At 68.6% G+C, this 20,733-nt stretch carries 14 protein-coding genes and 3 rRNA genes; 6 read left to right on the top strand and 11 right to left on the bottom strand.

What is annotated here, in order from left to right; translation table 11 throughout:
* Positions 1-27: 27 nt before the first annotated feature.
* The 6 genes from ACVW2K_RS12735 to tyrS all read right to left on the bottom strand — a co-directional run bounded on the left by ACVW2K_RS12735 (position 28) and on the right by tyrS (position 9,162).
* Complete coding sequence (locus tag ACVW2K_RS12735; protein ID WP_457202770.1) at positions 28-957, bottom strand: tetratricopeptide repeat protein; 930 nt, start codon at positions 955-957, stop codon at positions 28-30.
* Positions 958-1,045: 88 nt separating this feature from the next.
* Positions 1,046-1,162: ribosomal RNA gene (rrf, locus tag ACVW2K_RS12730) — 5S ribosomal RNA — on the bottom strand.
* 120 nt (positions 1,163-1,282) lie between these two features.
* Positions 1,283-4,432 (bottom strand): 23S ribosomal RNA (locus ACVW2K_RS12725).
* A gap of 422 nt (positions 4,433-4,854) precedes the next feature.
* Positions 4,855-6,381, bottom strand: a 16S ribosomal RNA gene (locus ACVW2K_RS12720).
* Together the 16S, 23S and 5S rRNA genes form the textbook arrangement of a ribosomal RNA operon.
* A 478-nt stretch (positions 6,382-6,859) precedes the next feature.
* A complete protein-coding gene (locus ACVW2K_RS12715) occupies positions 6,860-7,894 on the bottom strand; it encodes an alpha-hydroxy acid oxidase (protein ID WP_457202769.1) in 1,035 nt (344 codons plus the stop codon).
* The gene (tyrS, locus tag ACVW2K_RS12710; RefSeq protein WP_028635869.1) at positions 7,891-9,162 is read right to left on the bottom strand and encodes a tyrosine--tRNA ligase; all 1,272 of its coding nucleotides are present in this window, start codon (positions 9,160-9,162) and stop codon (positions 7,891-7,893) included. Before tyrS ends, ACVW2K_RS12715 begins: the two co-directional genes overlap by 4 nt.
* A gap of 87 nt (positions 9,163-9,249) precedes the next feature.
* Between tyrS and ACVW2K_RS12705 the strand changes: the two genes are divergently transcribed.
* Genes ACVW2K_RS12705 through ACVW2K_RS12695 form a run of 3 tightly spaced genes read left to right on the top strand, consistent with a single transcriptional unit; the run spans position 9,250 to position 14,114 of the window.
* Positions 9,250-10,653: a serine/threonine-protein kinase gene (locus tag ACVW2K_RS12705; protein WP_457202768.1), complete on the top strand. Its 1,404-nt coding sequence runs from the start codon at positions 9,250-9,252 to the stop codon at positions 10,651-10,653.
* A 35-nt stretch (positions 10,654-10,688) separates the two neighbouring features.
* Positions 10,689-13,886, top strand: coding sequence for a response regulator (locus tag ACVW2K_RS12700; protein ID WP_457202767.1), 3,198 nt, complete (start codon positions 10,689-10,691; stop codon positions 13,884-13,886).
* Positions 13,887-13,904: 18 nt separating this feature from the next.
* Entirely contained in the window at positions 13,905-14,114 is a 210-nt protein-coding gene (locus tag ACVW2K_RS12695; protein ID WP_028635868.1) for a hypothetical protein, read from the top strand.
* Here the strand turns inward: ACVW2K_RS12695 and ACVW2K_RS12690 are convergent, their stop codons facing one another.
* Positions 14,115-14,330 carry a DUF3099 domain-containing protein gene (locus ACVW2K_RS12690; RefSeq protein ID WP_457202766.1) on the bottom strand — a complete coding sequence of 72 codons (216 nt, stop codon included), beginning with the start codon at positions 14,328-14,330 and terminating at the stop codon, positions 14,115-14,117. It lies immediately after the preceding gene.
* A gap of 64 nt (positions 14,331-14,394) precedes the next feature.
* On the opposite strand from ACVW2K_RS12690, the gene ACVW2K_RS12685 reads away from it, so the two are divergent.
* From ACVW2K_RS12685 to ACVW2K_RS12675, 3 genes are read left to right on the top strand one after another with little or no spacing between them, the layout of a single operon-like run.
* The gene (locus ACVW2K_RS12685) at positions 14,395-15,366 is read left to right on the top strand and encodes an aldo/keto reductase (protein ID WP_457202765.1); all 972 of its coding nucleotides are present in this window, start codon (positions 14,395-14,397) and stop codon (positions 15,364-15,366) included.
* Positions 15,367-15,409: 43 nt separating this feature from the next.
* On the top strand, positions 15,410-15,721 hold the full coding sequence (locus ACVW2K_RS12680; protein ID WP_028635866.1) for an ArsR/SmtB family transcription factor: 312 nt from the start codon (positions 15,410-15,412) through the stop codon (positions 15,719-15,721).
* Entirely contained in the window at positions 15,714-16,184 is a 471-nt protein-coding gene (locus ACVW2K_RS12675; protein ID WP_028635865.1) for an SRPBCC family protein, read from the top strand. Before ACVW2K_RS12680 ends, ACVW2K_RS12675 begins: the two co-directional genes overlap by 8 nt.
* Positions 16,185-16,193: 9 nt before the next feature.
* On the opposite strand, the gene ACVW2K_RS12670 is transcribed toward ACVW2K_RS12675, so the two are convergent.
* The 4 genes from ACVW2K_RS12670 to ACVW2K_RS12655 all read right to left on the bottom strand — a co-directional run bounded on the left by ACVW2K_RS12670 (position 16,194) and on the right by ACVW2K_RS12655 (position 20,724).
* A complete protein-coding gene (locus ACVW2K_RS12670) occupies positions 16,194-16,964 on the bottom strand; it encodes an MBL fold metallo-hydrolase (RefSeq protein WP_457202764.1) in 771 nt (256 codons plus the stop codon).
* Positions 16,965-17,001: 37 nt separating this feature from the next.
* On the bottom strand, positions 17,002-18,630 hold the full coding sequence (locus ACVW2K_RS12665) for a PucR family transcriptional regulator (protein ID WP_457202763.1): 1,629 nt from the start codon (positions 18,628-18,630) through the stop codon (positions 17,002-17,004).
* An 85-nt stretch (positions 18,631-18,715) separates the two neighbouring features.
* Positions 18,716-19,822: an o-succinylbenzoate synthase gene (gene menC, locus ACVW2K_RS12660; RefSeq protein WP_457202762.1), complete on the bottom strand. Its 1,107-nt coding sequence runs from the start codon at positions 19,820-19,822 to the stop codon at positions 18,716-18,718.
* The gene (locus ACVW2K_RS12655; RefSeq protein ID WP_231496109.1) at positions 19,819-20,724 is read right to left on the bottom strand and encodes a GNAT family N-acetyltransferase; all 906 of its coding nucleotides are present in this window, start codon (positions 20,722-20,724) and stop codon (positions 19,819-19,821) included. Before ACVW2K_RS12655 ends, menC begins: the two co-directional genes overlap by 4 nt.
* Positions 20,725-20,733: the final 9 nt, after the last annotated feature.

Here is a 20,733-nt window from a genome sequence, read left to right as displayed (position 1 = left end):
ATCCCGCCCGGCGGGACCCGTCAAGCCTCAGCCGAGACGCGTCTCCAGGGCTTCGGCCCGCACGTCGGCGTCGGTGAGCTGGTCGCTGTCGATCGCGTGGGTGCGGTGGAACCAGGCCAGCGCGTCCTGGTCGCGGCCGGCCGCCTCGAGGGTGTCGGCGTACGCGTAGCGCAACCGCACGACCCACGACGAGCGGCTCTTCGAGGTCAGCGGGGCGAGCTCGAGCGTGCGGAGGGCAGCGTCCAGCTGGCCGAGGTCCCGGCGCGCACCGGCCTCGACGATCGTCATCTCTGCCTTCGCCTCGGGGGCGAAGTTCGCGACCGAGGGGCTCTTGGCCAGCTTGAGCGCGTCCTGCGGCTTCCCGAGCGCCCGGTGGCAGTCGGCCATGATCGGCAGGTACGCCGTCGCGCCGTTCATCCGCTTGGCGGCCCTGAGCTCGGCGAGCGCCTCGGCGTAGTGACCGGCGGCGTAGGCCGCCTCGCCGGTGGCCTCCCGGACCACGGCCAGGCGCGGGGCGCGCGCCCGGGCGGCCAGCGTGTGCTGGTACGCCGTCTCGGGGTCCTCGTCGATCAGCAGCCCGGCCGCGGCCAGGTGCCGGGCGACCCGGGCCGCGAGCTTCTCCGGCAGGCCCTTGAGCTGGGCGGAGACAGCCCGGTCGAGCTCCTGGCCGGTGATCTCCGCGGGCAGGTCCGGACCGTCGTAGACGGCCTGGTCGGCCGTCCGGGTCGCCTGCTTGTCGACCGGCTTGCGCCAGTCGCCCTTGCGGACCGGCCGCTTGCCGGCGGGCGCCTTCCCGCGCGGCTTGTCGAAGGACTCCGACTTCCCGGATGCGCGGACCGACGACTTGCCGCCCGCTGCCGGCCGGCCCTTGCCGTCCGGCTTGCCGCCGCGGGCGGGGGGTTTGCCCCGTCCGCCGGAGCTGCCGGTGGAACGCTGGGGGCGACGTTGGTCGGCCATGACGGTGATCTCCTGGGTCGTGGGACTGGGGAACGGGGCCCAAATGCATCGTAGGGGCCACCTGACGGTGGCCCCTACGGGAAAGAATGTCCGGCGGCGTCCTACTCTCCCACAACCTCTCGGTTGCAGTACCATCGGCGCTGAAAGGCTTAACTTCCGGGTTCGGGATGGGACCGGGTGTTTCCCTTTCGCCATGGCCGCCGTAACTCTAGTTGGAGTGCAGCGCGACCCTCGCGGGCCGGCGCACATCCAAAGCCACTGTTCTGTTGTGGTGGATCTGCTGGATCGTGGACGCGAGCGAGGTGTTGTCTTGGTTGAGGGTTTGTAAGACAAGCCCTCGGCCTATTAGTACCGGTCGGCTGGGCATTGCTGCTGTACACCTCCGGCCTATCAACCCAGTGTTCTGCTGGGGGCCTTACCCCCTCGAGGGGGTGGGAAACCTCATCTTGAAACGTGCTTCCCGCTTAGATGCATTCAGCGGTTATCACTTCCGAACGTAGCTAACCAGCCGTGCCCCTGGCGGGACAACTGGCACACCAGAGGTTCGTCCATCCCGGTCCTCTCGTACTAGGGACAGCCTTTCTCAAGTTTCCTGCGCGCGCGGCGGATAGGGACCGAACTGTCTCACGACGTTCTAAACCCAGCTCGCGTGCCGCTTTAATGGGCGAACAGCCCAACCCTTGGGACCTACTCCAGCCCCAGGATGCGACGAGCCGACATCGAGGTGCCAAACCATCCCGTCGATATGGACTCTTGGGGAAGATCAGCCTGTTATCCCCGGGGTACCTTTTATCCGTTGAGCGACGTCGCTTCCACATGCCGACGCCGGATCACTAGTTCCGACTTTCGTCCCTGCTCGACATGTCTGTCTCACAGTCAAGCTCCCTTGTGCACTTACACTCAACACCTGATTGCCAACCAGGCTGAGGGAACCTTTGAGCGCCTCCGTTACATTTTAGGAGGCAACCGCCCCAGTTAAACTACCCATCAGGCACTGTCCCTGAACCAGATCATGGTCCTAGGTTAGACATCTAGTACGACCAGAGTGGTATTTCAACGTTGACTCCACACTCACTGGCGTGAATGCTTCACAGTCTCCCACCTATCCTACACAAGCCGAACCAAACACCAATACCAAACTATAGTAAAGGTCCCGGGGTCTTTCCGTCCTGCCGCGCGTAACGAGCATCTTTACTCGTAGTGCAATTTCGCCGAGTCCACGGTTGAGACAGCGCCCAAGTCGTTACTCCATTCGTGCAGGTCGGAACTTACCCGACAAGGAATTTCGCTACCTTAGGATGGTTATAGTTACCACCGCCGTTTACTGGGGCTTAAGTTCTCCGCTTCGATACCCGAAGGTATCTGACAGGTCCCCTTAACCTTCCAGCACCGGGCAGGAGTCAGTCCGTATACATCGTCTTACAACTTCGCACGGACCTGTGTTTTTAGTAAACAGTCGCTTGGGCCTGGTCTCTGCGGCCATCACCGCTTCGCAGAGCTAGTCTGCTCACGGATCCGGCCCCCCTTCTCCCGAAGTTACGGGGGCATTTTGCCGAGTTCCTTAACCATGGTTCGCTCGATCGCCTTGGTATTCTCTACCTGATCACCTGAGTCGGTTTGGGGTACGGGCGGCGCGTAGCTCGCTAGAGGTTTTTCTCGACAGCATAGGATCACCCACTTCACCCATACGGGCTCGGCATCACATCTCAGGGTCGTGATCGAACACAGCAGCCCGGATTTGCCTGGACTGCCCCCTACCTGCTTACCCGTGGACAACCATCGCCACGGTTGGGCTACCTTCCTGCGTCACCCCATCGCTTGACTACTACCAGATCGGGTCCCACGCTCCGCCCACCGGCCTCGCCCCGAAGGGTCCGGTCCGATGAGTTTCGGGTGGTTAGCATCACCGGGTTCGTCATGGGCGCTACTTTGCCGGTACGGGAATATCAACCCGTTGTCCATCGACTACGCCTGTCGGCCTCGCCTTAGGTCCCGACTTACCCAGGGCAGATTAGCTTGACCCTGGAACCCTTGATCATTCGGCGGCAATGTTTCTCACATTGCATTCGCTACTCATGCCTGCATTCTCACTCGTGTCGCGTCCACCCCTGGATCACTCCGAGGCTTCACTCGCGACACGACGCTCCCCTACCCATCCACACACCTGGACCCACAACCGTGGGCCGAGTTGACGCATGAATGCCATAGCTTCGGCGGATGACTTGAGCCCCGCTACATTGTCGGCGCGGAATCACTTGACCAGTGAGCTATTACGCACTCTTTCAAGGGTGGCTGCTTCCAAGCCAACCTCCTGGTTGTCACTGCGACTCCACATCCTTTTCCACTTAGTCACCGCTTAGGGGCCTTAGCTGATGGTCTGGGCTGTTTCCCTCTCGACTACGGAGCTTATCCCCCGCAGTCTCACTGCTGCGCTCTCACTTACCGGCATTCGGAGTTTGGCTAACGTCAGTAACCTGGTAGGGCCCATCGGCTATCCAGTGCTCTACCTCCGGCAAGAAACACGCAACGCTGCACCTAAATGCATTTCGGGGAGAACCAGCTATCACGGAGTTTGATTGGCCTTTCACCCCTATCCACAGGTCATCCCCTCAGTTTTCAACCTAAGTGGGTTCGGTCCTCCACGCGGTCTTACCCGCGCTTCAACCTGCCCATGGATAGATCACTCCGCTTCGGGTCTTGATCGTGCTACTCAAACGCCCTCTTCGGACTCGCTTTCGCTACGGCTCCCCCACACGGGTTAACCTCGCAACACAACGCAAACTCGCAGGCTCATTCTTCAAAAGGCACGCCGTCACCCCAACACCCACATAACATAGCGGTGGGCAGCCGGGCTCCGACGGATTGTAGGCACACGGTTTCAGGTACTATTTCACTCCCCGCCAGGGGTACTTTTCACCTTTCCCTCACGGTACTTGTCCGCTATCGGTCATCAAGGAGTATTTAGGCTTAACGGGTGGTCCCGCCAGATTCACACGGAATTTCAGGAGTTCCGTGTTACTTGGGAACACACTCCAGAGTCACGCACTTACACTTACGGGGCTATCACCCTCTACGGCGCCACTTTCCAGCGGACTTCAACTTCACACGCGATTTCTTACTCTGTCACACGCCGGCAGACATGTATGAATGGTCCCACAACCCCCCATGCGCAACCCCTGCCGGGTATCACACGCATAAGGTTTAGCCTCCTCCGATTTCGCTCGCCACTACTCTCGGAATCACTATTGTTTTCTCTTCCTGTGGGTACTGAGATGTTTCACTTCCCCACGTTCCCTCCACACACCCTATACATTCAGGCGCGGGTAACACGACATGACTCGTGCTGGGTTCCCCCATTCGGACACCCCCGGATCACAGCTCGGTTGCCAACTCCCCAGGGCTTATCGCAGGCTCCTACGTCCTTCATCGGCTCTTGATGCCAAGGCATCCACCATGTGCCCTTCATAGCTTGTCTCACAAACACTCAACAAAGACAACAACTACAAAGACCAAGCGTCTCCTCGTATCGAGGAGGCACTTGAATTCGCACCCGACATGGTGAGGTCAGGTGCGAAAGATGCTCGCGTCCACTATCCAGTTTGGAAGATCCTTGCCCACCGACCGCACGACGCCGGCGAACCGGGCGACGTGCCAAGGGGGGCGGAGAAGTCACCGACCCGTACCCCTGCGATGCAGGGCTACGAGGCCTGATTCCTCAGGGCCCAACAGTGTGTCACTTCCGGCCAAGTCCACGGACGTCCCAGGTTCCACGCCAGCAGAGCTGGCAGTACTGAGGGGCGCCGGTGACCGTGCCGGCTCTTCATCGACGATTCCACTAGTGAACACCACCAGTGCCACCCGGACGGATGCCGGGCGTGCGGGGTGTGTGCTCCTTAGAAAGGAGGTGATCCAGCCGCACCTTCCGGTACGGCTACCTTGTTACGACTTCGTCCCAATCGCCAGCCCCACCTTCGACGGCTCCCTCCACAAGGGTTAGGCCACCGGCTTCGGGTGTTGCCGACTTTCGTGACGTGACGGGCGGTGTGTACAAGGCCCGGGAACGTATTCACCGCAGCGTTGCTGATCTGCGATTACTAGCGACTCCGACTTCATGGGGTCGAGTTGCAGACCCCAATCCGAACTGAGACCGGCTTTTTGGGATTCGCTCCGCCTTACAGCATCGCAGCCCTTTGTACCGGCCATTGTAGCATGCGTGAAGCCCTGGACATAAGGGGCATGATGACTTGACGTCATCCCCACCTTCCTCCGAGTTGACCCCGGCAGTCTCCTATGAGTCCCCGGCATGACCCGCTGGCAACATAGGACGAGGGTTGCGCTCGTTGCGGGACTTAACCCAACATCTCACGACACGAGCTGACGACAGCCATGCACCACCTGTACACCGACTAAAAGGGGCCACATCTCTGCAGCTTTCCGGTGTATGTCAAACCCAGGTAAGGTTCTTCGCGTTGCATCGAATTAATCCGCATGCTCCGCCGCTTGTGCGGGCCCCCGTCAATTCCTTTGAGTTTTAGCCTTGCGGCCGTACTCCCCAGGCGGGGCGCTTAATGCGTTAGCTGCGGCACGGAACCCATGGAATAGGCCCCACACCTAGCGCCCAACGTTTACGGTGTGGACTACCAGGGTATCTAATCCTGTTCGCTCCCCACACTTTCGCTCCTCAGCGTCAGGACATGCCCAGAGAACCGCCTTCGCCACCGGTGTTCCTCCTGATATCTGCGCATTTCACCGCTACACCAGGAATTCCGTTCTCCCCTGCATGCCTCTAGTCTGCCCGTATCGAAAGCAAGCACCGAGTTAAGCCCGGTGTTTTCACTCCCGACGCGACAAACCGCCTACGAGCCCTTTACGCCCAATAATTCCGGACAACGCTCGCACCCTACGTATTACCGCGGCTGCTGGCACGTAGTTGGCCGGTGCTTCTTCTGTACCTACCGTCACCACCATCATCGGCGCTTCGTCGGTACTGAAAGAGGTTTACAACCCGAAGGCCGTCATCCCTCACGCGGCGTTGCTGGATCAGGCTTCCGCCCATTGTCCAATATTCCCCACTGCTGCCTCCCGTAGGAGTCTGGGCCGTGTCTCAGTCCCAGTGTGGCCGGTCACCCTCTCAGGCCGGCTACCCGTCGAAGCCTTGGTAGGCCATTACCCCACCAACAAGCTGATAGGCCGCGAGCACATCCCTGGCCGAAAAAACTTTCCACCAACACACCATGCAGTGATTGGTCGTATCCGGTATTAGCCACCGTTTCCGGTAGTTATCCCAAAGCCAAGGGCAGATTACTCACGTGTTACTCACCCGTTCGCCGCTCGAGTACCCCCGAAAGGGCCTTTCCGCTCGACTTGCATGTGTTAAGCACGCCGCCAGCGTTCGTCCTGAGCCAGGATCAAACTCTCCGTTGAAAACAACACCCCAACCATCACCCCAAAGAGCAACAGCCAGGAAAAAGAGATGCCTGACAGGAGACACTGACAATTGTCAGAATCATTGTCAAAGAAACCATCAACCACACCCACCAAAAGGCAGACGCAGTCAACGGGGCATTACAAACTAATTCGTCGACTATGACACACTGTTGAGTTCTCAAGAATCAGACGCACTCGGAGTTCCGCATTCCTGCGGTCCGCCCGGGGCGACTCGTAAAACTTAGCGGCTTCATTTCCCCGGCGCAAATCCGGGTTTTTCCGCTCATCCCACGCGCGACGAGACCGCCGATTTCTCGGATGTCCTGCTGAGGGGGATGTCCGCTTCGGGGCCGGAGGCCCGACCAGACGGTCTTGCCTCCCGCCGCGCCCTGGCGACCCGGAGAACACTAGGGGACCCGGCGCGCGAGTTCAAATCGGCCCGACGTGACCCGGGCCACAATCGTGTTCGCGCAGGTCAGAGCAGGTTCCGCGCGTCCGTGGCGGCGCGGCACCCGGCGAGTCGGAGGGCATCGACGGTCTGCGCCAACAGCTCCCGATGCACCGAGGCGACGCCCGGCGCGCCCTCCACCAGGGCGAGGAGGGGCAGCCGGCCGAGGAACACGGCGTCCGCGCCCAGGGCCAGGGCGGCCAGCACGTCCAGGCCGGTGCGGATCCCACCGTCGACGTAGACCTGGGCCCGGCCCCCCACCGCCGCGACGACGTCGGGGAGGCAGGAGGCCGTGGGGGCCGCGCGGTCGAGCTGGCGGCCGCCGTGGTTCGACACCCACACCGCGGCGGCGCCGGCCTGGACACTGCGCTCGGCGTCCTCGGCGCGGAGCACGCCCTTGACCACGACGGGCAGCCCGGTGCGGGCGGCGAGCCAGCCGATGTCGTGCGGACCGAGGTCGAGTGCCTTCTCAGCGCCCGGCTGGTCGTCGTACCCCTCGTCGAAGTTCGACCGGAGCAGGTCCGGGTCGACGGTCGTCCACACGACCGGGACGTCGGGCGACGCGTACTTCGTGCCGACGACCGGCGTGTCGACGGTGAGCACCACCGCCCTGGCTCCGGCGGCGACGGCGCGGTCGAGCATCGGCTCGGCGAGGGTGCGGTCCGCGGGTAGGTACGCCTGGAGCCACCAGCGCACGCCCGTGGCGGCGATGTCCGCGAACGAGGTGCCGGCGTTGCTCGAGACGACCATCACGCCCCCGGCCTCGGCGGTCGCCGTGGCCATCGCCAGCTCGCCCTCCGGATGAACGGCCCGCTGGAGCGTGGTCGGGGCGACGCCGAACGGCAGCTCGGAACGTCGCCCGAGGAGCGTGACGCCGGGGTCGACGTGGGTGACGTCGTGGAGCACCCGGGGACGGAACCGCACCGAGCGCCAGGCGTCGACCGCCTCGCCGGTCGTGACGGAGTCGCGCGCTCCCTGGAGCAGGTACTCGAGCACGGCGGGCGCGAGACGTTCGCGGGCGCGCTCCTCCAGACCGGCGAGCCAGCGCGCCTCCGCCGTCACCGGACCTCGACGCCGGCGAAGCTCTTCTTGCCCCGGCGGAGCACCAGCAGCCGGTCCTCGATCAGGTCCGCGTCCGACGGGACGTAGTCGGGATCCTCCACCCGGTCGTTGTTGAGGTAGGCGCCGCCCTCGGCGACCGCCCGCCGCGCCTCGCCCTTGCTCTGCACCAGCCCCGTGGCGACCAGGAGGTCGACGATCGTGGGCACCGCGTCCGCCGGGACCGTCACCAGCTCCCTGGCGGTGCCGAGCGCCGCGTGCAGCGTCGGCCAGCCGACCGCGCGGAGGTCGCCGCCGCCGAACAGGGCGGCGGAGGCGGCCTTGATCCGCTCGGTCTCGGCGGCACCGTGGACCAGCGTGGTGACGTGCTCGGCCAGCGCCCGCTGGCCGGCGCGCAGGAACGGCTTCTCCGCGTGCTGAGCCTCGAGCTCCTCGATCTCGGCGCGGGAGAGGAACGTGAAGACGCGGAGCAGCTCGCCCACCTTCTCGTCCTCCGTGTTGAGCCAGAACTGGTAGAAGGCGTACGGCGACATCATGTCGGGGTCGAGCCAGAGCGCGCCGCCCTCGGTCTTGCCGTACTTGGTGCCGTCAGCCCTGGTCAGCAGCGGCGTCGCGAACGCGTGCGCCTTGCCGCCGTCCGCTCGCCGGATCAGCTCGACGCCGGCCGTGAGGTTGCCCCACTGGTCCGACCCGCCGAACTGCAGCGCGACGCCGTGGTCGCGGAACAGGTTGAGGAAGTCCAGCGACTGGAGCAGCACGTAGCTGAACTCCGTGTAGCTGATCCCGGTCTCGAGCCGGCGGCTCACGACGTCGCGCGCCAGCATCCGGTTCACCGGGAAGTGCTTGCCGATGTCGCGCAGGAAGTCGATGGTCGACAGGCTCGCGGTCCAGTCGTAGTTGTTGACCATGGTCGCGGCGTTCTCGCCCTCGAAGGACAGGAACGGCTCGATCTGGCCGCGTACCCGCTCCACCCACTCCTTGACGGTGTCCAGGGAGTTGAGCGTGCGCTCGCCGGAGTCGCGCGGGTCGCCGATCATGCCGGTGGCTCCGCCGACCAGCGCATACGGCGTGTGGCCGGCCAGCTGCAGCCGCCGGGCCGTGAGCACCTGGACGAGGTGGCCCATGTGCAGGCTCGGCGCGGTCGGGTCGAAGCCCACGTAGAACCGCACGCTCCCGCCGGCCAGGGCCTCGCGCAGGGCGTCGAGATCCGTCGAGTGCGCGATGAGGCCGCGCCACTCGAGGTCGTCGAGGAGGGTCGGGTCGACGGTCACGGTGAACCTTTCCGGTGCGGATGTGCGGGTCAAGCCTGCCATGGGGCCCGCTGACTAGGCTCGTCGGATTGTGGGAAGGGACGTGGAGTGATCGCAGGCAGGTACACGCTCGACCGTGAGGTCGGGCGCGGTGGGATGGGCGCGGTGTGGCTCGGCCGTGACGACGTCCTCGGCCGTGACGTCGCGCTCAAGCGGATCGGGATGGCCCCCGGGGGCAGCACACCGGACCTCGAGCGCGCCGAGCGTGAGGCGCGGCTGGCCGCCCGCCTCAACCACCCGCACGTCGTCGCCGTCTACGACCTGGTCAACGACGGGGACGACCAGTGGCTGGTCATGGAGTACGTCGAGGGCACGACCCTCGCGGCCCTGGTGCAGCGTGACGGCGCGCTGCTGCCGGACGAGGCGGCGCCGCTCCTGCGCCAGGTGGCGGACGCGCTGGCGGCCGCGCACGCGGCCGGGATCGTGCACCGCGACGTGAAGCCGTCGAACATCCTGGTCTCGCCGGACGGCCAGGTGAAGCTGTCCGACTTCGGCATCGCCCGCGCCGAGGCGGACGCGTCGCTGACCCAGACCGGGTTGGTGACCGGCTCGCCGGCGTACCTGTCCCCCGAGGTGGCCTCCGGCCAGCAGGCGACGCCGGCCAGCGACGTCTGGTCGCTCGGCGCCACCCTCTACTACACGCTGGCGGGCCGGCCGCCGTACGACGTCGGCGACAACGTCCTCGGCGCGATGTACCGGATCGTCCACGAGGAGCCGCCGCGGCTCTCCCACGCCGGGTGGCTGGGGCCGCTGCTCGAGGCGACCATGACGACCGATCCGGCCGCGCGCTGGTCGATGGCCCGGGTGCGCGACCACCTCACGGGAGCCGAGGGCGGCGAGGAGACCCGCACCATGGCCATGCCGCCCCCGCCGGCCGTGCCGACCCCGGCGGTCGTCGCTCCGCCGCCGCCGGTGATCGCGCCCGAGCCGCCCCGTGAGCCGGTACGCCGATCGCGCGGCGGTCCGATCGCGATCGCGGCCGCCGCCGCCGCGATCCTGCTGCTGGCGGTGATCGCCTGGATCGCCGGGTCGCACAGCGGCGACGACAGCCAGACGGGCGGGAAGGGCGGCTCCGGCTCTCCGAGGACGTCCACCTCGCCCTCGACCTCGCCGTCCTCGCCCTCGACGTCCTCGCCCTCGACCGCGGTCACCGCCGACGGGATGGAGAACTTCGTCGAGACCTACCTCGCGACGGTGACCACGGACCCGAAGTCGGCGTGGGCGATGCTGACCCCGGACTTCCAGGCCCAGAGCGGCGGCTTCGGGCAGTACCAGAAGTTCTGGAAGGACTTCCAGTCCGCCGACCTGCTGTCGGCCGACGCCGACCCGTCGACGAGGCGGATCAGCTACCGCGTGGAGTACCTGCACCAGGACGGCTCCAAGACCCAGGACGACGTGACGCTCACCCTCGAGGGGAAGGACGGCGACTTCCTGATCGCGGGCGAAGCCTGATCCCCGAGCCCTATCGTGGACGCGAGGGAGGTGTGATGGAGCTGGCGACGCTGTACAGGGACATCGTCGAGACGTCGCCCGACGCGATCTGGGTGTTCGACCTGGACGGGCGACTGCTCTACGCGAACCCCGCGCTGCACGAGCTCTTCGGCGCCGACGGGGAGGAGATGGCCAGCCTGACCGTCTTCGACACCCTGGACGAGCCCGGCAGGGCCCAGTTCGCGGAGCACCTCGAGGTCCTGCGCGGCGGCAAGGTCAACGACGCCGAGGTCGAGAGCATGTTCGTCCGCCGCGACGGCAGCTCGGTCTGGGTGATCCTGAGCGAGAGCTTCCTCCGCGGACCGGACGGCGAGGTCGTCGGCGTGCTGCACCGGATGACCGACTACAGCGAGCGGCACCAAGCCCTCGACGACCTGACGGTCAGCCGGCGCCGGCTCGCCGAGGCCCAGCGGATCGCCCGGATCGGCAGCTGGGAGTGGGACGTCGGGAAGAACGAGATCTGGGGCTCCGACGAGCTGATCGCTCTGTACGGCCTCGACCCCGACTCGTTCCCGGCCTCCTACGCCGACTTCCTCGAGATCGTCCACGAGGCGGACCGCCCGCCGGTGGACGCCGCCGTACAAGGCGCCCTCGAGGACGGCGGCAGCTTCGTCTTCGTCGCCCGGGTGCAGCGCACCGACGACACCTGGGTCTGGACCCGGGGCCGCGGCGTCGCGACCACCGACGACTCCGGCCGGGTGACGCAGATGTACGGCACCCACCAGGACATCACCGAGACCAAGCAGGCCGAGCTCGCGCTCGAGGACCAGGTCCGGCAGAACACCCTCCTGCAGGCGGTCGCCAGCGCCGCGAACGAGGCGGCGACCCTCCGGGAGGTGCTCGCGCAGGCGCGGTACATGGTGCTGCTGCACGACGACTGGGAGCGCGGCCGGGCGTTCCTGCCGAACGCCGACCACACGGCCGTCGAGCCACTCCACATCACCGAGGAGGACCGGCTCGACGACCTGCGGACGCCGGAGGAGTCGGCGATGGAGCTGGCGCTCGCGGGCCGGGCGTTCCGCGAGCGGCGGTCGGTGTGGGACGAGAGGCGGCTGACGATCGCCTTCCCCGTGTCGTACGCCGAGGAGGTGGTCGCCGTCCTCACGATGACCTCGGCGCCACCGCTGTACCGCTTCGAGATGATCGAGTCGATGGTCGAGCAGGTCGCGGTGCAGCTCGGCCGGGTCGCCGAGCGCGAGCGGTCGCAACGCGAGCTGGCGGACGCCCGGGACGGAGCGCTGGCGGCGTCGAAGCAGAAGTCGGAGTTCCTCGCGACGATGAGCCACGAGATCCGCACACCGCTCAACGGCGTGATCGGCCTCAACGACCTGCTGCTCCGCACCAGCCTCGACGCGGATCAGCTGCGCCTCGCCTCCGGCGTCCAGGTCGCGAGCCGGGCGCTGCTGAGCGTGATCAACGACGTGCTCGACTTCTCCAAGATCGAGGCCGGCAAGCTGGAGCTGGAGCGGCTGGACTTCGAGGTGCGTCCGGTCTTCGACCAGGTCGCGAGCCTGCTCGCGGAGAGCGCCCGCGCCAAGGGGCTCGAGCTGATGGTGTCCTGCCACCCCGAGGTGCCCGAGGTGCTGGCCGGCGACCCGACCCGGCTCGCGCAGGTCCTCATCAACCTGGGCTCGAACGCCGTGAAGTTCACCTCCGAGGGCCAGGTGGTGGTCCGGGCGACGTCCGAGACCGGCGACGACGGCCGCACCTGTCTGCGGGTCACGGTCGCCGACACCGGGGTCGGCGTGCCCGAGGTCGACGTCGACACGCTGTTCGAGGCGTTCACCCAGGCCGACGCGTCGACCACCCGCCGGTACGGCGGCACCGGGCTCGGCCTCGCCATCTCCAAGGAGATCGTCGCGGCCCTCGGCGGCGAGATCGGCCTGGAGCCGAACCCGGGCGGCGGGAGCGTCTTCTGGTTCACCGCGCGGTTCGACGCGCCCGTCGGGCCGGCCGTCGACCCTGACGACGAGTACGCGCGCAGCTGGCTGGCCGGGCGTCACGTCCTCGTCGTCGACGACAACGACCACAACCGGCTGATCCTCGAGGAGCAGCTCGACTGGTGGCGGGTGCGCTCCGCGTCCGCGTCGGGCGCCGACGAGGCGGAGGTGCGGATCGCCGACGCACTGGCGGCCGGCGACCCGTTCGAGGGCGTGCTCCTCGACATGTCGATGCCGGGTCGCGACGGGCTCGACCTGGCGCGCGCGCTCGGCCGGACACCGGCGTACCGCGGCCTGGTCAGGCTGATGCTCACCTCGGCCACGACGCCCGAGCACACCGAGCTCGACGCGGCCGGGATCGTCGCGTGCCTGACGAAGCCGGTCCTCGCCGCGGAGCTGCGGCGCGCGCTGCTGCGCCACCTCGCCGGCGTCGAGCCGCGCCCGCTGCCGGAGCCGCCGGCCGCCGGTCGTGACGGCCGGTCCCGCCGGGTGCTGGTGGTCGAGGACAACCCGGTCAACCAGCTGGTGGCCGTCGGGCTGCTGGAGGCGCTCGGCTACGCGACGGAGACCGCGGACGACGGCGCGGTGGCGCTCGAGACACTGGCGGACGGCGACTTCGACCTGGTGCTGATGGACGTGCAGATGCCGCGGATGGACGGGTACGCCGCGACTCGCGCGATCCGTGAGCGCGGCTCCCGCATCCCGGTGATCGCGATGACGGCGGCCGCGGTGGAGGGCGAACGGGACCGGTGCCTGGCCGCCGGCATGGACGACTTCCTGACCAAGCCCGTGGACCCGGCGGCACTCGGCGCCGTCCTCGATCTCTGGCTCGGTGACGGCGAACCGGTCGAGCGGAGTACCGTGCCGCGCGTGACGGAGCATCGGGACGACGCCACCGCCGGGCTGGAGCTCTGGCGGCTCGACGAGCTGCGGGACCTGGACCCGGGGAACACGACGTACCTGGACCGGGCGATCGGCAACTTCGTGAGGAACACGCCGGGCACGCTCGCGAGCATCCGCGACGCCGTCGCGGCAGGCGACGCGCCGACCCTCAAGCAGGTCGCGCACAAGCTCGCGGGAGGAGCGCTGAACCTCGGCGTGACCGCCGCGGGTCGCACTGCGCAGGAGATCGAGCTGGCTGCCGACACCGGGTCGACGGACGGCGCGGTCGCGCTGCTGCCCCGCCTGGAGACGGCGCTCGAGCAGGGCCGGGCGGCGCTGCTCGCCTACCAGGCGGCGTACACACGCTCCTGACGGGGTACGACTCCCGGCATGAAGAGCATCATCGGTCTCGTCGTTGTCATCTGGCTGCTCATCGGCGTCGCCGCCGCGTGGCAGCGCGGCTACTTCGGCGACGACCGGGACGTGAACTGCAAGACCACGGGCGACACCGCCCTCACGATCGTCGCCGGACCGCTGAACTACCTCGGCGTGAACCCGAAGGTCGACTGCCACGTGAACGTGCCCGAGCCCTCGAACTGATCACTCGTCCTCGTCCGGCGTGGGCGGGGACGACTTATCGAGCGCCCCCTGGTTGCCGACGAACGCCGCGACCGGGGGGATGAGCGCCGCCACCACGCTCATCAGGACCGCCGCTGTCGTGGACCAGAGACGCACGACGTTCCAGGCGAGCAGGATCAGGACCAGGCACGTGCCCATCAGCCAGAAGTAGCCGCGCTGCCGCGTGCGTCGGTCCATGCCTCCGACGCTACGCGGCGGCTGCCACCCAGCGCGGTCACCGTCGCGGTGCAAGGCTGGCCCCATGCGCTACACGAAGCTCGGCCGGACCGGCCTCGACGTCTCCGTCATCACCCTCGGCTGCATGAGCTGGGGTGACTCCTCCCGCGGCGGGCACCCGTGGGTGCTCGACGAGGAGGCGGCGCGCACGATCATCAAGGACGCGCTCGAGGCGGGGATCACCGTGTTCGACACCGCGAACGTCTACTCCGCCGGCAGCAGCGAGGAGTTCACGGGACGCGCGCTCCGGGACTTCGCCCACCGCGAGGACGTCGTCATCGCCACCAAGGTGCACGGCCGGATGCGGCCGGGTCCGTACGGCGCCGGCCTGTCGCGCAAGGCGATCCTGCACGAGATCGACGAGTCGCTGCGCCGGCTCGGGACCGAGTACGTCGACCTGTACCAGATCCACCGCTGGGACCCGACGGTGCCGATCGAGGAGACGATGGAGGCCCTCCACGACGTCGTACGGGCCGGGAAGGCGCGGTACCTCGGGGCGTCCTCGATGTACGCGTGGCAGTTCGCGAAGGCCCAGCACGTCGCGGAGTCGAACGGCTGGACGCCGTTCGTCTCCATGCAGGACCACTACAACCTCCTCTACCGCGAGGAGGAGCGCGAGATGCTGCCGCTGTGCGCTGACCAAGGCGTCGGGGTGATCCCGTGGAGCCCGCTCGCACGGGGCCGGTTGACCCGCGACTGGGACGAGGAGACCGCGCGGTCGGAGAGCGACCAGTTCGGGTCCTCGCTCTACCGCGACGAGGACCGCGGCATCGTCGAGGCTGTGGCGCAGGTGGCCGAGCGGCGCGGTGTACCGCGTGCCCAGGTCGCGCTGGCCTGGCTCCTGCACCAGCCGGTCGTCACGTCGCCGATCGTCGGCGTCACCAAGCCGCACCACCTGTCGGACGCCGTGGCCGCCGTCGAGCTGGAGCTCTCGAGCTCCGAGCTGGAGGAGCTGGGTGCCGGCTACGTCCCGCACGCCATCGCCGGTCACCGGTAACAGTTGACGCCCACTTACCGTTAGTGTCTACTTACGGTTAGCCATGACGAACGCACAAGCGATGCTGACCGCCCTCGGTGACCCGACCCGCCAGGCGATCCTCGACCAGCTCTCCGACGGCCCGCGGGCCGTGGGCGAGCTGGCCGCGGAGCTCCCGGTGAGCCGGCCGGCCGTCTCCCAGCACCTCAAGGTGCTCAAGGAGGTCGGCCTGGTCGTCGACGAGCAGCAGGGAACGCGACGGTTGTACCGGGTCGACCCGGACGGCCTCGCCGTGCTCCGGCGACACCTCGACGACTACTGGAAGCGCTCGCTCGGCGCGTTCGAACGACGAACCCGAGGAGACACCCATGACTGAGCAGCCGGCCCCGATCACCCGGGGCGTCACGGTCGCGGTCCCGCAGGAGCGGGCCTTCGACCTCTTCACCGCCGACATGACTTCCTGGTGGCCCCCCGAGCACCACATCGGCAGCACGCCGATCGCCGAGATCGTGATCGAGCCGCACAGCGGCGGGCGCTGGTTCACCCGGCACGAGGACGGCACGGAGACCTCCACCGGGTACGTCGTGGTGCACGACCGTCCGCACCGGCTGGTCGTGACGTGGCAGCTCGGCGCGGACTGGGCCTACCACGAGGACCTGGTCACGACCGTCGAGGTGCGGTTCGAGGCGGAGGGACCGGACCGCACCCGCGTCGAGCTCGAGCACCGCGACCTCGCGGCGTTCGGCGACGACGCGGAGACGATGAAGAAGATCTTCGAGGCGCCCGACGCTTGGACCACGACGCTGGAGCGCTACGCGGCGGCCGCTGAGGGACGCTGACCCCGACCGTCAGGGGCGGTCGCTCCGCAGCGACACGACCTGTCCCCGGGCCACGGGCTGCACGCGGGTCGGGAGGTCGCGGTCCCGGCACGCGGCGAGGAAGTCCCCGAGGGGCGAGCGGAACACCGTGTAGTCGTCGTGGTGGACGGGGACGGTCAGGGTCGGGCGAATCGTCTCGACGAGGTCCGCGCCCTGCTCGCCGTCCATGGTGACCAGCAGCCCGAGGGCGCGGGTGCCACCGAGGTGGATCACCATGGCGTCGATCGGACCGCACCGCTCCCCGACCTCGCGCAACCAGGGGTAGTAGAGCGTGTCGCCGGTGATGTAGGTCCGGAAGCCGTCCACCTCGACCACCGTGCCCAGCACCGGCGGCAGGACGGCCTGGAACGGGCCGCGGGCATGGCGACCGGGTACGGCGGTGACCCGGACACCGGCGAGCTCCGCGGTCTCCCACGTGCTCATGCCGTGCGCGGCGCCGAAGCCCCACGAGCCGAGCTTGCGGCTCGCGGCCGGGGTGGTGAGGACGGGCAGGTCCTTGTCGAGCCGCTCGCGGGCGATGCGGTCGAAGTGGTCGCCGTGGAGGTGCGAGAGCAGCACGCCGTCGACGGCCGGCAGCTGTTCGGGCTGCAGCGACGGCTCGGTGAGCCGCTTCGAGAACAGGCCCTTGCCGAGATAGGCGCGCTGGCCGCGGTGCAGGAAGTTCGGATCGGTCAGCAGGGTGGTCGCGCCGAGCCGGAGCAGGGTGGTCGCCGTGCCGATGAACTCGAGAGTGGCCTCCATGTCCCCGCGGTCCCCCGGGAGACCGGCGGACAAACCGTCAGCGCGGCGCGAGCACGCGGAGCTGGAGCATCGCCACGAAGCGCTGGTCGGGGTCGGCGAGGTCGATCTCGCCGACCTCGGCCAGGCGGCGCAGGCGGTAGCGGAACGTGTTGGGGTGGACGTACAGCGATTCCGCGGCCGACGAGACGTCGCCGAACGCGTCCAGCCAGGCCGCGAGCGTCTCGACCAGGTTGCTGTGGTGCTGCCGGTCGTAGTCCAGCAACCGGGCCAGCGCACCCGTCGGCCGGTCGCCGCGGGCGGCGACCATGTCCCGCAGCTCCAGCATCAGTGCCTCGACCTGGATGTCGCCGAGCCGCGCCACCCGGCGCTCGCCGCGGCCGTCGCGGAGCACCCGGAGCGTGCGGTCGGTGCTGGTCCGGGTGTGCGCGAGCCCGGCGAGGTCGCGGGCGACCGGCCCGATCGCGACGACGGGCCGCATCCGCTCCCCCACCCGGTCCAGGAAGTCGTCGGCGATGCGGACGGCGCGCTCCTCCCCATCCGCGACCGGGCCGGTGAGCGGCACCAGTCCGTAGGTGACGCCGCCGACGAGCGCGGCGGCCGACCGCGGGTGCACGGCGGAGAGGTGCAGGGCGAACGCGTCGCTCAGGCGCTGGCGTTCGTGCGCGATGCTCGCGGTGTCCTCCTCGATCCCGGACATCGCGACGCCGAGGACCATCAGCGGCTGGCCGGAGAGGCCCAACCGGTCCAGCGCCTCGCGCGCACCGGCTCCGCCCTCGAGCGCGGAGCTGAGCAGGTCGGCGCGCAGCCGGCGCTGCACGTCGGCGCCCGCGCGCACGCGCAGCAGGTGGAGGGCGACCAGCTTCGCGGCGTCCTGGAACGCCTCGGCGCGCTCCTCGCTGAGCGGCGCCGCCACGGCGGCCCAGATCGAGCCGAGCACCTCGTCGCCCGCCCGGACGGCGATCGCCACGCGCGGCATCGCGAAGGCGTCGTCCCCCTCGGCGACCGGGTTGATGAACACCGGCGAGTCCGTGCGGTGCAGCTCGCGGAAGACCCCGCGATCGCTGAGGATCCGGGCGTACCGCTCCGGCACCTGCCGACCCAGGATCGTCTCGACCCGCGACGGGTCCGCCTCGTCCTGGCGTCCGGAGAAGGCCAGGACGCGCGAGTTGCGGTCCTCGATGGTGATCGGGGCGTCGAGCAGCGAGGCGATGGCGTTCGCGACGGCGAAGAGGTCACCGGACGGCAGACCGCCGAGCGACTCGTGCTCCGCCACGCCGACGTCGCCCTCGGCGAGCAGCGAGCGGAGCATCGCGGCGAGGTGCGCCCAGGGCGCGCCGCGGCTCAGGCCGAGCAGGGCAACCCCCGCCGAGTCCGCGGCGGCGCGCACGTCGGGCGTGGCCGGCACGGGTGCACGCAGCACCAGGCCGGCGGCCCGCGCCGTACCGAGCTGCCGCAGCAGCGCCACGACGGCGCCGGGCTCGTCAACGCCGATGCCGAGCACCAGGGCGTTCGGCGGGAGGACCGGCGCGTCGACGGGGTCGTGGATGACCACGCCGCCGATCTGGTCGGCGCGCTCCGCGTCGCCGTGCACCAGGTCGAGCAGGGTCGCGCCGAGGTCGTCGAGCACCCGGCCGAGGCTGGCGCGGGGACGCGGGTTGGAGGTCATGGCGGGGAGCACTCTCGAACGGTAGGCGGCGCTCCCCCACCCTACTTCGTCCGCCCGGACCAGATCCGGGCCCGTGCTGGTGCGATCAGACAGCGAGCCACTCGGTGGCGGTGGTGACCGAGGCCAGCTCGTCCTCCCGTGGTACGACGCCCAGGCCGGGACCGGTCGGGACCGCCAGGTGACCCCGGTCGAGCACGAACGGCTCGGTGATGTCGCGGTGGTAGTAGCGGCCCGAGCCCGACGTGTCGCCGGGCAGCGTGAAGCCGGGCAGCGCCGCCAGGGCGACGTTGGCCGCGCGCCCGAGACCCGTCTCGAGCATGCCGCCGCACCAGACGGGGACGCCGTGGGCGACGCACACGTCGTGGATCTTCCGGGCCTCGAGGTACCCGCCGACCCGTCCGGGCTTGATGTTGACGATCGCCGCCGCACCCAGCCGGATCGCGGCCGCGGCCGACCGGGCGGACACGATCGACTCGTCGAGGCAGACCGGCGTCCGGATCTGCTTCGCCAGGTCGGCGTGGCCGAGCACGTCCTCCTCGTCGAGCGGCTGCTCGATCAGCAGGAGGTCGAACGGGTCGAGCCTGGCGAGGTGGCGCGCGTCGGCGAGCGTGTACGCCGTGTTCGCGTCGACCTGGAGCAGCACGTCGTCGCCGTACCGCTCCCGGACGGCGCGCACCGGCTCGACGTCCCAGCCCGGCTCGATCTTCAGCTTGATGCGGACGTAGCCCTCGTCGAGGTAGCCACCGACCGCGTCCAGCAGCGCGGGGACGCTGTCCATGATCCCGACCGACACCCCGCACGGCACCCGGTCGTGGACGGCGCCGAGCTGCTGGCCGAACGACCGACCCTGCGCGCGGAGCTCGGCGTCGAGGACACCCATCTCCAGGGCCGCCTTGGCCATCCGGTGGCCCCTGAAAGGCTCGAGCACGTGCGCCACCGCGTGCGCCTCGAGCGGCCCGGCCGCCGCGAGCGCCGGCACCAGGAACCGGCGCAGCACGTCCGCGGCCGCCTCGACGTACTCCGAGGAGTACAGCGGGTCCGTCATCGCGACGCACTCGCCCCAGCCCTCCGCCTCGTCGGTCACGACCCGCAGCAGCAGCACGTCCCGGCTGGTCTGGGTGCCGAACGAGGTCCGGAACGGCGCGACCAGCGGCATGCTGATCCACCGCAGCTCGACTCCGGTGAGCTTCACGAGTGGTCTCTCCTCACGATGTACCAGCCGGCCTTGTCGAAGCCGGAGATGGCGGCACCCTCGGCGACCAGTGCCGCGAGCGCCTCGCGCACGGCCACCCGCCACCGCTGGGCGAGGGCCGGGTCGGCCAGGCGCAGGGCACTGATGTCGGGGGGTACGCCGACCAGGCTGGTCGTCCCGTCCAGCCGTCCCGGCTCAGGAGCGCCGTCGGCGCCGATGCCGAGTGCCACGACGGCACCCCGGGCGACCTCGTCGGCGGCCAGGACCGAGACGGTGTGGCCCGAGCAGGCCGCGACGACGGCGGGGTCCCGCAGTCGCCAGCGGACCAGCAGCCGGTCCGAGTCGTCGTCGCCGTTGATGCTGTCGACCATCGCGCCGTAGAAGTTCGGCAGGTACTCGTCCGGCAGCGCCGCGAGCTTGACCAGGTTGAAGTAGGCGTTGCGGCTCACCAGCGGATCGAAGGTCCACGCGATCTCCGCGACCCCGCGCAGCATCGCCCACGCACGCTGGTGCAGCTTGAGCGCGAAGCCCACGTGCCGGCCGGCCATGTCACCCGCGACGCCGGCGATGTGGCTGTGCAGGGCGTCCTCGCCCGGAGCGTGGAAGAACCCGACGCACGCCCCGACCAGCCGGTCGCCGTCGAACGCGCCGCCGACGTAGTTGCCCGCCTTGCCGAACGCGCGCAGCAGCTCGAGCGTCATCGGCGGGTTGCCGTCCCGACCCCAGATGCCGGCGTAGAGCTCGACGACGGCGGCCAGCTCGTCGAGGTCACCGACCTCGCGCACCGAGACGCCGGCGGCGAGCGCGGCCGCGTCGGCGGCCTGGACGGCACGGTCCAGGTCCGCGTCGACGGTCGAGCCGACGCCCGGGCCGACGGAGGTCAGGTTCGTCACGCTTCCCATGCTGCTGAG

Source organism: Nocardioides sp. HB32 (genome assembly GCF_054058995.1).
This window is presented reverse-complemented; position numbering and strand designations above follow the sequence as displayed.